Source organism: Streptomyces sp. NPDC006259 (assembly GCF_042870975.1).
In the GTDB taxonomy this organism is placed as follows: domain Bacteria; phylum Actinomycetota; class Actinomycetes; order Streptomycetales; family Streptomycetaceae; genus Streptomyces.
On sequence record NZ_JBIAHY010000007.1, the window covers coordinates 350970 to 364259 of the forward strand.

Below are 13290 nucleotides of genomic sequence, written 5' to 3' on the forward strand. Positions count from 1 at the left end.
CCCTCCCGACGGCCGTGGGGATTGTCGGTGCGGTGAATTAGGGTTTCAGCGTGGAGCCCGATCTGTTCACCGCCGCAGCCGAAGAACGCCAGGAGAAGGACCCCGCCGGAAGTCCCCTGGCGGTCCGGATGCGCCCGCGCACCCTCGACGAGGTGGTGGGCCAGCAGCACCTGCTGAAGCCGGGTTCGCCCCTGCGCCGCCTGGTCGGCGAGAGCGCCAAGGGCCCGGCGGGACCGTCCTCGGTGATCCTGTGGGGCCCGCCCGGCACCGGCAAGACCACCCTGGCCTACGTCGTCTCCAAGGCCACCGACGCCCGCTTCGTGGAGCTGTCGGCGATCACCGCCGGCGTCAAGGAGGTCCGTGCCGTCATCGACGGCGCCCGCCGAGCCGCCGGCGGCTACGGCAAGGAGACCGTCCTCTTCCTCGACGAGATCCACCGTTTCAGCAAGGCCCAGCAGGACTCCCTCCTGCCCGCCGTCGAGAACCGCTGGGTCACCCTGATCGCGGCGACCACGGAGAACCCGTTCTTCTCCGTCATTTCCCCCCTGCTCTCCCGCTCCCTCCTCCTCACCCTCGAACCCCTCACCGACGACGACCTGCGCGGCCTGCTGCGGCGCGCGGTCACCGACGAACGCGGCCTCAAGGGCGCCGTCGCCCTCCCCGAGGACACCGAGGAGCACCTGCTGCGCATCGCCGGCGGCGACGCCCGCCGCGCCCTCACCGCCCTGGAGGCCGCCGCCGGGGCCGCCCTGGACAAGGGCGAGACGGAGATCGCCCTCGCCACCCTGGAGGAGACGGTCGACCGGGCCGCCGTGAAGTACGACCGCGACGGCGACCAGCACTACGACGTGGCCAGCGCCCTGATCAAGTCGATCCGCGGCTCCGACGTCGACGCGGCCCTGCACTACCTGGCCCGCATGATCGAGGCGGGTGAGGACCCCCGGTTCATCGCCCGCCGGCTGATGATCTCCGCCAGCGAGGACATCGGCCTGGCCGATCCCCAGGCCCTGCCGATCGCGGTCGCCGCCGCCCAGGCCGTCGCCATGATCGGCTTCCCCGAGGCCGCCCTCACCCTCAGCCACGTCACCATCGCCCTGGCCCTCGCCCCCAAGTCGAACTCCGCGACGAACGCGATAGGTGCCGCCCTGGACGACGTACGCAAGGGGCTGGCCGGGCCCGTGCCGGCGCATCTGCGGGACGGGCACTACAAGGGGGCCGCGAAGCTGGGGCACGCGCAGGGGTACGTGTACCCGCACGACCTGCCCGAGGGGATCGCCGGCCAGCAGTACGCCCCGGACGCCATCAAGGACCGCGAGTACTACCGGCCGACCCGGCACGGCGCGGAGGCGCGGTACTCGGACGCCGTGGAGTGGACCAGGAAGCACCTCGGTCGCAAGCCGGACTGAGCACCCTGTAAACTCCTCCGGAGTGCTGCGTCCCGTGCTGTCAGAACGGGACAGTCAGCCGGAGTCCCGGTCCTCGCGGACCGGCTCCAGGAGCGTCGCGCACCGTCGAAGGTGTCGCGGGCAGCCCACCACCAGCCGGAGTTCCGGTACAGGTCGGTGGGCCACTCGTGTGCTGCACGTATGTGCCCAGACCAGGGGAGCGGCTGCCCGGCAGGTCCCCAGTGGACCCGGCGGGTCTCCCCGGCTGCGGATGCGACCTCCCTCAACCCTGACGAGCCGAATTTTCGAAAGTGAGAGATCGTGGCCAACCAGCCCCGTCCCAAGGTCAAGAAGTCGCGTGCCCTCGGCATCGCGCTGACCCCGAAGGCCGTCAAGTACTTCGAGGCCCGCCCCTACCCGCCGGGCGAGCACGGCCGCGGCCGCAAGCAGAACTCGGACTACAAGGTCCGTCTGCTCGAGAAGCAGCGTCTGCGCGCGCAGTACGACGTGTCCGAGCGCCAGCTCGTCCGCGCCTACGAGCGTGCCTCCAAGGTCCAGGGCAAGACCGGTGAGGCCCTGATCATCGAGCTGGAGCGTCGCCTCGACGCCCTGGTCCTGCGTTCGGGCATCGCCCGCACGATCTACCAGGCGCGCCAGATGGTCGTCCACGGCCACATCGAGGTCAACGGCCAGAAGGTCGACAAGCCCTCGTTCCGCGTCCGTCCCGACGACGTCGTGATGGTCCGCGAGCGCAGCCGCGAGAAGACCCTCTTCGCGGTCGCCCGTGAGGGTGGCTTCGCCCCCGACGGCGAGATCCCGCGCTACCTCCAGGTGAACCTCCGCGCCCTGGCCTTCCGCCTGGACCGCGAGCCGAACCGCAAGGAGATCCCGGTCATCTGCGACGAGCAGCTGGTCGTCGAGTACTACGCCCGCTGATCCTCCGGCGGCCGCAGGACTTCTGTGTCCGAACCCGCCGTCCCTCCGCCCTTCCGGGCGGGCGGGGCGGCGGGTTCGCGCATGTCCGGGACCGCCGCGGCGCAGCGGCGGGCGCCGCCCGTAAATCCGGTGCGGACCGGTCCCGGCGGCGCGATAGGCTCGGTGCACGACTTTTCCGATGTAGAGGCACGTTTCAGGGAGCGGGTGCGCAGTGTCCGGTGGAGAGGTGGCCGGCATCCTGGTGGCGGTGTTCTGGGCGATCCTGGTCTCCTTCCTCGCCGTCGCGCTGGCGAGACTGGCCCAGACGCTCAGAGCCACCACCAGGCTGGTCGCGGACGTGACCGATCAGGCCGTGCCGCTGCTGGCGGACGCCTCCGCGGCGGTCCGCTCGGCACAGACCCAGATCGACCGCGTCGACGCGATCGCCTCGGACGTCCAGGAGGTCACCTCGAACGCCTCCGCGCTCTCCACCACGGTCGCCTCCACCTTCGGCGGCCCCCTGGTGAAGGTCGCCGCCTTCGGCTACGGCGTACGCCGGGCCCTGGGCGGCCGCAAGGAAGACGGGCCCGCCAAGGCGCCCCGACGTACCGTGATCGTGGGCCGGACCGTCCCGGCCCCGCGGTGGGGCAAGCGGAAGAAGGACTGAGACTCAAGCGATGTTCCGCCGTACGTTCTGGTTCTCCACCGGTGTCGCCGCCGGTGTGTGGGCCACCACCAAGGTCAACCGCAAGCTCAGGCAGCTGACCCCCGAGAGCCTCGCCGCGACCGCGGCCAACAAGGCTCTCGAGACGGGAGCGCGCCTCAAGGACCGCGCGGTGGGTTTCGCGCTCGACGTCCGCGACAACATGGTCCAGCGGGAGGCCGAACTCGGGGACGCGCTGGGACTCCACGCGGACCCCGAACTCCCCGCGAACCGGCGGTACACCGCCATCGAGAACAACCCGAGCAAGCCGAAGTACATCGACGACACGACGTACTCGTACAACCGGAATGAGGACCACTGATGGAGTCGGCCGAGATCCGCCGCCGCTGGCTGAGCTTCTTCGAGGAGCGCGGGCACACCGTCGTCCCTTCGGCGTCGCTCATCGCGGACGACCCGACTCTGCTCCTCGTGCCCGCCGGCATGGTGCCCTTCAAGCCCTACTTCCTCGGCGAGGTCAAGCCGCCCTTCCAGCGCGCCACCAGCGTGCAGAAGTGCGTGCGCACGCCCGACATCGAAGAGGTCGGCAAGACCACCCGGCACGGCACGTTCTTCCAGATGTGCGGCAACTTCTCCTTCGGCGACTACTTCAAGGAAGGCGCCATCTCCTACGCCTGGGAGCTGCTCACCACGCCCCAGGACAAGGGGGGTTACGGCCTGGAGCCGGAGAAGCTCTGGATCACCGTCTACAAGGACGACGACGAGGCCGAGCGCATCTGGCACGAGGTCGTCGGGGTGCCGAAGGAGCGCATCCAGCGCCTCGGCATGAAGGACAACTACTGGTCCATGGGCGTGCCCGGCCCCTGCGGCCCCTGTTCCGAGATCAACTACGACCGCGGCCCCGAGTTCGGCGCCGAGGGCGGCCCCGCCGTCAACGACGAGCGGTACGTGGAGATCTGGAACCTCGTCTTCATGCAGTACGAGCGCGGCGAGGGCATCGGCAAGGACAACTTCGAGATCCTGGGCGACCTGCCGAGCAAGAACATCGACACGGGCCTCGGCATGGAACGCCTCGCCATGATTCTGCAGGGCGTGCAGAACATGTACGAGATCGACACCTCCATGGCCGTCATCAGGAAGGCCACCGAGCTGACCGGTGTCGAGTACGGCGAGGCCCACGACTCGGACGTCTCCCTGCGCGTGGTCACCGACCACATGCGCACCTCGGTGATGCTCATCGGCGACGGCGTGACCCCCGGCAACGAGGGCCGCGGCTACGTCCTGCGCCGCATCATGCGCCGCGCCATCCGCAACATGCGCCTGCTCGGCGCCACCGGCCCGGTCGTCAAGGACCTCGTCGACACCGTCATCGCCATGATGGGCCAGCAGTACCCGGAACTGGTCACCGACCGCGAGCGCATCGAGAAGGTCGCCGTCGCCGAGGAGAACGCCTTCCTCAAGACGCTCAAGGCCGGCACCAACATCCTCGACACCGCCGTCTCCGAGACCAAGGCCGCCGGCGGCCAGGTCCTCGCCGGCGACAAGGCCTTCCTGCTCCACGACACCTGGGGCTTCCCGATCGACCTCACCCTGGAGATGGCCGCCGAGCAGGGGCTGTCCGTGGACGAGGACGGCTTCCGCCGCCTGATGAAGGAACAGCGGGAGCGCGCCAAGGCCGACGCCCAGGCCAAGAAGACCGGCCACGCCGGCGTCGGCGCCTACCGGGAGATCGCCGACAAGGCCGGAGAGACCGACTTCATCGGCTACTCCGACACCGAGGGCGAGACCACGATCGTCGGCATCCTCGTCGACGGCGTCTCCTCCCCGGCCGCCACCGAGGGCGACGAGGTCGAGATCGTCCTGGACCGCACGCCGTTCTATGCCGAGGGCGGCGGCCAGATCGGCGACACCGGCCGCATCAAGGTCGACACCGGTGCCGTCGTCGAAGTCCGCGACACCCAGAAGCCGGTCCCGGGCGTCTACGTCCACAAGGGCGTCGTCCAGTTCGGCGAGGTGACCGTCGGGGCCAAGGCTCACGCCTCGATCGACGGCCGCCGCCGTACGGCCATCGCCCGCGCCCACTCGGCCACCCACCTCACGCACCAGGCCCTGCGCGACGCCCTCGGCCCGACGGCCGCCCAGGCCGGTTCGGAGAACCAGCCCGGCCGCTTCCGTTTCGACTTCGGTTCCCCCTCCGCCGTCCCGACGGCCGTGATGACCGACGTGGAGCAGAAGATCAACGAGGTGCTCGCCCGCGACCTGGACGTGCACGCCGAGATCCTGAGCCTCGACGAGGCGAAGAAGCAGGGCGCCATCGCCGAGTTCGGCGAGAAGTACGGCGAGCGGGTCCGCGTGGTGACCATCGGCGACTTCTCCAAGGAGCTGTGCGGCGGCACGCACGTGCACAACACCGCCCAGCTCGGCCTGGTGAAGCTGCTCGGCGAGTCGTCGATCGGCTCGGGCGTGCGCCGTATCGAGGCCCTCGTCGGCGTCGACGCCTACAACTTCCTGGCCCGTGAGCACACGGTCGTCGCCCAGCTCCAGGAGCTGATCAAGGGCCGTCCGGAGGAACTCCCGGAGAAGGTCTCCGCCATGCTCGGCAAGCTGAAGGACGCCGAGAAGGAGATCGAGAAGTTCCGTGCCGAGAAGGTGCTCCAGGCGGCCGCCGGTCTCGTCGAGTCCGCCAAGGACGTCCGCGGGATCGCCGTGGTCACCGGCCAGGTCCCGGACGGCACCGGCCCGGACGACCTGCGCAAGCTGGTCCTCGACGTGCGCGGCCGCATCCAGGGCGGACGGGCCGCCGTGGTCGCCCTGTTCACGGTCAACAACGGCAAGCCCCTCACGGTCATCGCCACCAACGAAGCGGCCCGCGAGCGCGGCCTCAGGGCCGGCGACCTGGTCCGTACGGCCGCCAAGACCCTCGGCGGCGGCGGTGGCGGCAAGCCTGACGTCGCCCAGGGCGGCGGCCAGAACCCGGCCGCCGTCGGCGAGGCCGTCGACGCCGTCGAGCGGCTCGTGGCGGATTCGGCCACGTGAGCCGTCCCATGAGGAAGGGCCGCCGTCTCGCCGTCGACGTCGGGGACGCCCGGATCGGGGTCGCCTCGTGCGATCCCGACGGGATCCTCGCCACCCCGGTGGAGACGGTCCCCGGCCGTGACGTCCCGGCGGCCCACCGCCGGCTCGGGCAACTCGTCGAGGAGTACGAGCCGATCGAGGTCGTCGTCGGTCTCCCTCGCTCCCTCAAGGGTGGCGAGGGCCCGGCCGCGGTCAAGGTGCGCGCCTTCGCCCAGGAGCTGGCCAAGGGGATCGCGCCGGTCCCGGTCCGGCTGGTCGACGAGCGGATGACGACGGTGACGGCCAGTCAGGGGCTGCGCGCCTCGGGCGTGAAGTCCAGGAAGGGACGTGCCGTCATCGACCAGGCGGCCGCTGTGATCATCCTTCAGCAGGCGCTGGAATCCGAACGGGTGTCAGGCTCGGCACCGGGTGAGGGCGTCGAAGTGGTCATCTGATCGCGATACGGTAACGTTCCGCGCGATGCGGTGGTGTTCGAACAGCGACCGCACAGAAAGAGGCGGGACGGTAGCCGGGTCCACGAGCCGCGCGACCGCCGCCTCGCGGCTCTAGGGGATAGATGACTGAGTATGGCCGGGGCCCAGGCTCCGAACCGTGGCATCCGGAGGACCCGTTGTACGGGGACGGCGGATGGGAAGGGCAGCAGGGCCACGCCGGCCATCAGCCTGCCTACGGCGGCCAGCCGCAGCACCAGTACCCGCAGGAGCCGCAGCAGGAGCAGTACGGCGACTGGAACGACGGCCGTCCCCAGCCGTACGACCAGCAGCAGTACCAGCAGTCCTACGACCAGGAGCAGTACGCCGGCCAGGGCCAGCAGCAGTACGTCCCACCGAACCAGCAGGCCTACCACGAGGGCGCCTGGGACGGCACCGGTACCCACGCGCACGTCCCGTACGCCGCCGACCCCGGTGACCCGTACGGCCAGCAGGCCGCGGCCTACGGTGCCGAGCAGCCCGACTTCTACGGAACGCCGGACGCCTATCCGCCGCCGGAGCCGCCCGCACGCAGGCGCGCCGAGCCGGAACCGGAGGCGGAGCAGCCGCGGCCCGACTGGGACCCCGGCCCCGATCAGGGCGAGCACGCCTTCTTCGCGGGCGGCGGGACGGACGACGAGGACGACGAGCCGGAGGGGCGCGGTGACCGTCGTGGACGCGGCGGCAAAGGAGCCAAGGGTTCCAAGGGCAAGAAGGGCCGCAACGGCTGCGCGTGCCTGGTCGTCCTGCTGGTCTTCGGCGGCGGCCTCGGTGGCGTCGCCTACTTCGGCTACCAGTTCTACCAGGACCGTTTCGGCACGGCCCCCGACTACGCGGGCGACGGCAACGGTGACGAGGTCACGGTCGTCATCCCCAAGGGCGCCGGCGGCTATGTCATCGGGCAGAAACTCAAGGAGGCGGGCGTCGTCCAGAGCGTCGACGCGTTCGTCTCCGCGCAGCAGTCGAACCCCGAGGGCAAGACGATCCAGGACGGCGTCTACACGCTGCAGAAGCAGATGTCGGCCGCCAGCGCGGTCGAACTCATGCTCAGTGACAAGAGCCGCAGCAACCTCATCATCGCCGAGGGGACGCGCAACACGGCGGTCTACACACTGATCGACAAACGCCTCGGCGTGTCGGCGGGCACCACGGCGGCCGTGGCGAAGAAGGACTACAAGAGCCTCGGGCTGCCGGCCTGGGCGCTCGGCCGTCCGAACCTCAAGGACCCGCTGGAAGGATTCCTCTATCCCTCCAGCTACCCGGTCGCCAAGGGCCAGAAGCCCGAGGCCGTGCTGAGGGGCATGGTCTCCCGGGCCAACGACAAGTACGAGGAACTCGGTCTGCGCAAGACGGCCGAGAGCCTCGGGCTGGACGGACCCTGGGAGTTGCTGACCGTGGCGAGCCTGGTGCAGGCCGAGGGCACCAGCCATGACGACTTCCGCAAGATGGCCGAGGTCGTCTACAACCGCCTCAAGCCGGGCAACCCGCAGACCAACGGCATGATCGAGTTCGACTCCACGTACAACTACGTGAAGAACCAGAGCAAGATCGACCTGACCCTCTCCGAGCTGCGCAAGTACGACAACCCGTACAACACGTACTACTACAAGGGTCTGCCGCCGGGGCCCATCGACAACCCCGGCGAAGAGGCGCTCAAGGGCGCCCTCGACCCGACGAGCGACGGTTGGTACTACTTCATCTCGCTGGACGGCAAGACCAGCAAGTTCACCAAGACCCTCGCGCAGCACGAGGAACTGGTCAAGGAGTTCAACGCGTCGAGGAACAAGGACTGATGACAGCTTCTCGCAGGGCGGCCGTGCTCGGCTCGCCCGTCGCGCACTCGCTCTCCCCGGTGCTGCACCGCGCCGCGTACCGGGAGCTGGGCCTCACGGAGTGGACGTACGACCGCTTCGACGTGGACGAGGCGGCGCTGCCCTCCTTCGTCGAGGGACTCGGGGCCGAGTGGGCCGGGCTCTCCCTCACCATGCCGCTCAAGCGGGCCGTCATCCCGCTGCTCGACGAGATCAGCGAGACGGCGGCCTGGGTGGAGGCGGTCAACACGGTCGTGTTCACCGAGGACGGCCGCCGGGTCGGCGACAACACCGACATCCCCGGCATCGTCGCCGCCCTGCGCGAGCACGGCGTCGAGCAGGTCGACTCGGCCGCGATCCTCGGCGCCGGCGCCACCGCCTCCTCCGCACTGGCGGCGATGTCCCGGATCTGCACCGGCGAGATCGTCGTCTACGTGCGCAGCGAGGCCCGCGCCGCCGAGATGCGGCAGTGGGGCGAGCGGCTCGACGTCGACGTCCGGACGGCCGACTGGGCCCGCGCGGCCGACGCGCTGCGCGCCCCGCTGGTGATCGCCACCACGCCCGCGGGCGCCACCGACGCGCTCGCCACCGCCGTACCGGAGCGGCCCGCCACCCTCTTCGACGTGCTGTACGACCCCTGGCCCACCGAGCTGGCGGCCCGCTGGTCGATGTTCGGCGGCGCCGTCGTCAGCGGCCTCGATCTGCTGGTGCACCAGGCGGTGCTCCAGGTGGAGCGGATGACCGGACGTGCCCCGGCCCCTGTGCACGCGATGCGCAGGGCGGGAGAGCAGGCGCTCGCCGTCTGCCGGTAGCGGCACTTCCGGGTCCGCGACCGCCGGACGTCCGCCTGATGGAACGGCGGCCGGTTCCGGGTCGTGGACGTGAAAGGATCGGGGGTGGCGGACCAGGGCCGCGCACCCGGTCGCGCCGTTGCCGTACGCGAGGACACGTGTACGCAGGGCAGTACCAGGCGCGAGACTGAGGAGCACCGTTGAGCAGGTTGCGCTGGCTGACCGCGGGGGAGTCCCACGGTCCCGCACTCGTGGCGACGCTGGAGGGCCTTCCGGCCGGCGTGCCGATCACCACGGACATGGTGGCGGACCATCTGGCGAGGCGCCGGCTCGGTTACGGGCGTGGCGCGCGAATGAAGTTCGAGCGGGACGAGGTGACCTTCCTCGGCGGTGTCCGCCACGGACTCACCCTCGGTTCCCCCGTCGCGGTCATGGTGGGCAACACCGAGTGGCCGAAGTGGGACCAGGTCATGGCGGCCGACCCGATCGACCCCGAGGTGCTCGCCGGGCTCGCCCGCAACGCGCCGCTGACCCGCCCCCGCCCCGGCCACGCCGACCTGGCCGGCATGCAGAAGTACGGCTTCGACGAGGCCCGCCCGATCCTGGAACGCGCCTCCGCGCGCGAGACGGCCGCCCGCGTCGCCCTCGGCGCCGTCGCCCGGTCGTACCTGAAGGAGACGGCCGGCATCGAGATCGTGTCGCACGTCGTGGAGATCGCCGCCGCCAAGGCGCCGTACGGCGTGTACCCGACCCCCGCCGACGTCGAGAAGCTGGACGCCGACCCGGTGCGCTGCCTGGACGAGGACGCCTCGAAGGCGATGGTCGCGGAGATCGACCAGGCCCACAAGGACGGCGACACCCTCGGCGGAGTCGTCGAGGTGCTCGCGTACGACGTGCCGGTGGGCCTGGGCTCGCACGTGCACTGGGACCGCAAGCTGGACTCCCGGCTCGCGGCTGCCCTGATGGGCATCCAGGCGATCAAGGGCGTCGAGGTCGGCGACGGCTTCGACCTCGCGCGCGTGCCCGGTTCGCGGGCGCACGACGAGATCGTCAGCACCCCCGAGGGCATCCGGCGGACCTCCGGCCGCGCCGGCGGCACCGAGGGCGGACTGTCCACCGGCGAACTGCTGCGCGTCCGCGCGGCCATGAAGCCGATCGCCACCGTGCCGCGCGCCCTGCGGACCGTGGACGTGGCCACCGGCGAGGCGACGCAGGCCCACCACCAGCGCTCCGACGTCTGCGCGGTCCCGGCGGCCGGCATCGTCGCCGAGGCGATGGTCGCGCTCGTCCTCGCGGACGCCGTCGCGGAGAAGTTCGGCGGCGACAGCGTCGCCGAGACCCGCCGCAACGTGCGGTCGTACCTCGACCACCTCCCGGTCCGATGAGCGGGCCGCTGGTCGTCCTGGTCGGACCGATGGGCGTCGGCAAGTCCACCGTCGGGCAGCGACTCGCCGAGCGGCTCGGGGTCGCCTACCGGGACACCGACGACGACATCGTCACCGGACAGGGCCGCGCCATCGCCGACATCTTCGTCGAGGAGGGCGAGCCCGCCTTCCGCGCCGTCGAGAAGGCGGCCGTGCTGCGCGCGCTCACCGAGCACGACGGCGTCCTGGCGCTCGGCGGCGGTTCGGTCCTCGACCAGGAGACGCGCGCTCTGCTGGCCGGGCGGCGCGTGGTCTACCTGTCGATGGACGTCGAGGAGGCCGTCAGGCGCACGGGTCTCAACGCGGCCCGTCCGCTGCTCGCCGTCAACCCGCGCAAGCAGTGGCGCGAGCTGATGGAGGCCCGCCGACACCTCTACGAGGCGGTCGCCACGGCGGTCGTGCCGACGGACGGCCGTACGCCGGAAGAGGTCACGCAGGCGGTCCTGGACGCGTTGGAGTGGAACACCGCAGCCCCCGGGGACCGCCCCGGCAACCCCCGGCCGGAGGACGTCGTGACGAGCCAGGTGACAAGGATCCAGGTCGGCGGCAGTGCCGGCTCCGAGCCGTACGAGGTGCTGGTGGGCCGTCAGCTCCTCGGTGAGCTGGGCGGACTGATCGGCGACCGGGTGAAGCGGGTCGCGGTGATCCACCCCGAGGCGCTCGCGGAGACCGGCGAGGCGCTCCGCGCCGACCTGGCCGGGCAGGGCTTCGAGGCGGTCGCCATCCAGGTGCCCAACGCGGAGGAGGCCAAGACCGCCGAGGTCGCGGCCTACTGCTGGAAGGCGCTCGGCCAGTCCGGGTTCACCCGCACCGACGTGGTGGTGGGCGTCGGCGGCGGCTCGACCACGGACCTGGCCGGGTTCGTGGCCGCGACCTGGTTGCGCGGGGTGCGCTGGATCGCCATCCCGACCACCGTGCTCGCCATGGTGGACGCGGCCGTCGGCGGCAAGACCGGCATCAACACCGCCGAGGGCAAGAACCTCGTCGGCTCCTTCCACCCCCCGGCCGGCGTGCTCTGCGACCTGGCCGCGCTGGACTCCCTCCCGCCCAACGACTACGTCTCCGGGCTCGCCGAGGTCATCAAGGCCGGTTTCATCGCCGACCCGGTGATCCTCGACCTCATCGAGGCCGACCCCGAGGCCGCCCGTACCCCGGCCGGCCCGCACACGGCCGAGCTGATCGAGCGTTCCATCAGGGTGAAGGCGGATGTCGTCTCCTCCGACCTGAAGGAGTCGGGCCTGCGGGAGATCCTCAACTACGGCCACACGCTCGCCCACGCCATCGAGAAGAACGAGCGCTACAAGTGGCGGCACGGCGCGGCCGTCTCGGTCGGCATGCACTTCGCCGCGGAGCTGGGCCGCCTGGCGGGCCGGCTGGACGACGCCACCGCCGACCGTCACCGCACCGTGCTGGAATCGGTGGGGCTGCCCCTGCACTACCGGCACGACCAGTGGCCCAAGCTGCTGGAGAACATGAAGGTCGACAAGAAGTCCCGCGGCGACCTCCTGCGCTTCATCGTCCTCGACGGCCTGGCCAAGCCCACGGTCCTGGAAGGCCCCGATCCGGCGGTTCTGCTCGCCGCGTACGGCGAGGTGGGCGAGTAAGTCCGCAGGGTCCCGATCCGTCCGATTCGCTTTCCGTGCCGGGCACTTCAGACTGCCCCCGGCCGTTCACCAAAGGACGGCGGGGGGCGGTACCGTTCGGTGGGAAGTGAGGGCCCACCCCTCGCTGCCAGCGTCAATCGCCTGTACGAGACGGAGTGGCACCGGATGCAGCACGCAGTGGGTTCTCCGCTGCCGCCGCCCCATCAGCCGGGGCACGGACCGGCCGTCGGCTGGTCGCCGGCCGCACAACACCCGGGACCGCACCAGCCCGGCAGCACCCCCCGGCGGCCCGGACCTCCGCCGCCCCCGGGCTACACCGCCCCACCGCCGCCCTCGGGCCCGCAGCCGCCCGCGCCGCAGCCCCCGGCCCCGCCCGTCCCGCACCCGTCGGCCCCGCACCCCCCGGCTCCGCAGCACGCCCCCGTGGGCGGTGAGATCACCGGGCACGTCCCGCTTCCCCCCGGCGGCCCCGTCGGCATGCCCACCGCCCCTCCCGCGCCGGCGGCCCCCGACCCGACGGCCACGACGCTCGCGGTCCTGCTCATCGGACCGGCCGGCGCCGGGAAGACCAGCGTCGCCAAGTTCTGGGCCGACCACCGCCGGGTGCCCACCGCCCACATCAGCCTCGACGACGTCCGCGAATGGGTCCGCTCCGGCTTCGCCGACCCCCGGTCCGGCTGGAACGAGCACTCCGAGGCGCAGTACCGTCTGGCCCGCCGCACCTGCGGCTTCGCCGCCCGCAACTTCCTGGCCAACGGCATCTCGTGCATCCTGGACGACGCGATCTTCCCCGACCGTCCGGCCGTCGGCCTCGGCGGCTGGAAGCGGCACGTGGGGCCCGGTCTGCTCCCGGTCGTCCTGCTCCCCGGCCTGGAAGTCGTCCTGGAACGCAACGCGGAACGCTCCGGCAACCGCCGCCTCACCGACGAGGAGGTCGCCCGCATCCACGGCCGCATGGCCGGCTGGTACGGCTCCGGCCTCCCGATCATCGACAACTCCCAGCTCGACGTCCCGGCCACGGCCCGCATCCTGGACGAGGTCCTGGCGCGGGCGATAGCCAGCCCTCCGAGCTGGTGAGCGCGGGGCCGCGGTAGCCGGGGGCGGCCCCGGCCCCCCGCCCACCCCGCTCGGCTCAGCCCAACCGGCACGATCCG

Annotated in this window: 11 protein-coding genes; all 11 read left to right on the forward strand. The window is 71.4% G+C overall.

Features of this window, described 5'->3' with window-relative positions:
• Positions 1 to 50: 50 nt before the first annotated feature.
• The 11 genes from ACFYO5_RS29320 (at position 51) to ACFYO5_RS29370 (ending at position 13213) form a co-directional block, all read left to right on the forward strand.
• Positions 51 to 1406, forward strand: a complete 1356-nt coding sequence (locus ACFYO5_RS29320) for a replication-associated recombination protein A (RefSeq protein WP_388714333.1) — start codon at positions 51 to 53, stop codon at positions 1404 to 1406.
• A 300-nt stretch (positions 1407 to 1706) separates the two neighbouring features.
• Positions 1707 to 2321: a 30S ribosomal protein S4 gene (gene rpsD / locus ACFYO5_RS29325; protein ID WP_356567302.1), complete on the forward strand. Its 615-nt coding sequence runs from the start codon at positions 1707 to 1709 to the stop codon at positions 2319 to 2321.
• Positions 2322 to 2532: 211 nt separating this feature from the next.
• Positions 2533 to 2967, forward strand: coding sequence for a DUF948 domain-containing protein (locus ACFYO5_RS29330; RefSeq protein ID WP_356567304.1), 435 nt, complete (start codon positions 2533 to 2535; stop codon positions 2965 to 2967).
• A gap of 10 nt (positions 2968 to 2977) precedes the next feature.
• A complete protein-coding gene (locus ACFYO5_RS29335; RefSeq protein WP_388714336.1) occupies positions 2978 to 3325 on the forward strand; it encodes a hypothetical protein in 348 nt (115 codons plus the stop codon).
• The gene (gene alaS, locus ACFYO5_RS29340) at positions 3325 to 5997 is read left to right on the forward strand and encodes an alanine--tRNA ligase (RefSeq protein WP_388714339.1); all 2673 of its coding nucleotides are present in this window, start codon (positions 3325 to 3327) and stop codon (positions 5995 to 5997) included. The genes ACFYO5_RS29335 and alaS overlap by 1 nt, the downstream gene beginning before the upstream one ends.
• An 8-nt stretch (positions 5998 to 6005) precedes the next feature.
• Positions 6006 to 6470 (forward strand): Holliday junction resolvase RuvX, encoded by a 465-nt coding sequence (ruvX, locus tag ACFYO5_RS29345; RefSeq protein WP_356567467.1) that lies wholly within the window; start codon positions 6006 to 6008, stop codon positions 6468 to 6470.
• A 122-nt stretch (positions 6471 to 6592) separates the two neighbouring features.
• The gene (gene mltG, locus ACFYO5_RS29350; protein WP_388714342.1) at positions 6593 to 8299 is read left to right on the forward strand and encodes an endolytic transglycosylase MltG; all 1707 of its coding nucleotides are present in this window, start codon (positions 6593 to 6595) and stop codon (positions 8297 to 8299) included.
• On the forward strand, positions 8299 to 9129 hold the full coding sequence (locus ACFYO5_RS29355; RefSeq protein ID WP_388714345.1) for a shikimate dehydrogenase: 831 nt from the start codon (positions 8299 to 8301) through the stop codon (positions 9127 to 9129). Before mltG ends, ACFYO5_RS29355 begins: the two co-directional genes overlap by 1 nt.
• Before the next feature lie 179 nt (positions 9130 to 9308).
• A complete protein-coding gene (gene aroC / locus ACFYO5_RS29360; RefSeq protein ID WP_388714348.1) occupies positions 9309 to 10493 on the forward strand; it encodes a chorismate synthase in 1185 nt (394 codons plus the stop codon).
• Entirely contained in the window at positions 10490 to 12136 is a 1647-nt protein-coding gene (gene aroB, locus ACFYO5_RS29365) for a 3-dehydroquinate synthase (protein ID WP_388714351.1), read from the forward strand. The genes aroC and aroB overlap by 4 nt, the downstream gene beginning before the upstream one ends.
• A gap of 165 nt (positions 12137 to 12301) precedes the next feature.
• On the forward strand, positions 12302 to 13213 hold the full coding sequence (locus ACFYO5_RS29370) for a Pro-rich N-terminal domain-containing protein (protein ID WP_388714355.1): 912 nt from the start codon (positions 12302 to 12304) through the stop codon (positions 13211 to 13213).
• The last annotated feature ends 77 nt before the right edge of the window (positions 13214 to 13290 follow it).

Bases quoted from the DNA above. Each gene is read 5' to 3' on its own strand.
- ACFYO5_RS29335 (WP_388714336.1), top strand. From the start codon at position 2,978: ATGTTCCGCCGTACGTTCTGGTTCTCCACCGGTGTCGCCGCCGGTGTG.
- alaS (WP_388714339.1), top strand. From the start codon at position 3,325: ATGGAGTCGGCCGAGATCCGCCGCCGCTGGCTGAGCTTCTTCGAGGAG.
- ruvX (WP_356567467.1), top strand. From the start codon at position 6,006: ATGAGGAAGGGCCGCCGTCTCGCCGTCGACGTCGGGGACGCCCGGATC.
- mltG (WP_388714342.1), top strand. From the start codon at position 6,593: ATGACTGAGTATGGCCGGGGCCCAGGCTCCGAACCGTGGCATCCGGAG.
- ACFYO5_RS29355 (WP_388714345.1), top strand. From the start codon at position 8,299: ATGACAGCTTCTCGCAGGGCGGCCGTGCTCGGCTCGCCCGTCGCGCAC.
- aroB (WP_388714351.1), top strand. From the start codon at position 10,490: ATGAGCGGGCCGCTGGTCGTCCTGGTCGGACCGATGGGCGTCGGCAAG.
- ACFYO5_RS29370 (WP_388714355.1), top strand. From the start codon at position 12,302: ATGCAGCACGCAGTGGGTTCTCCGCTGCCGCCGCCCCATCAGCCGGGG.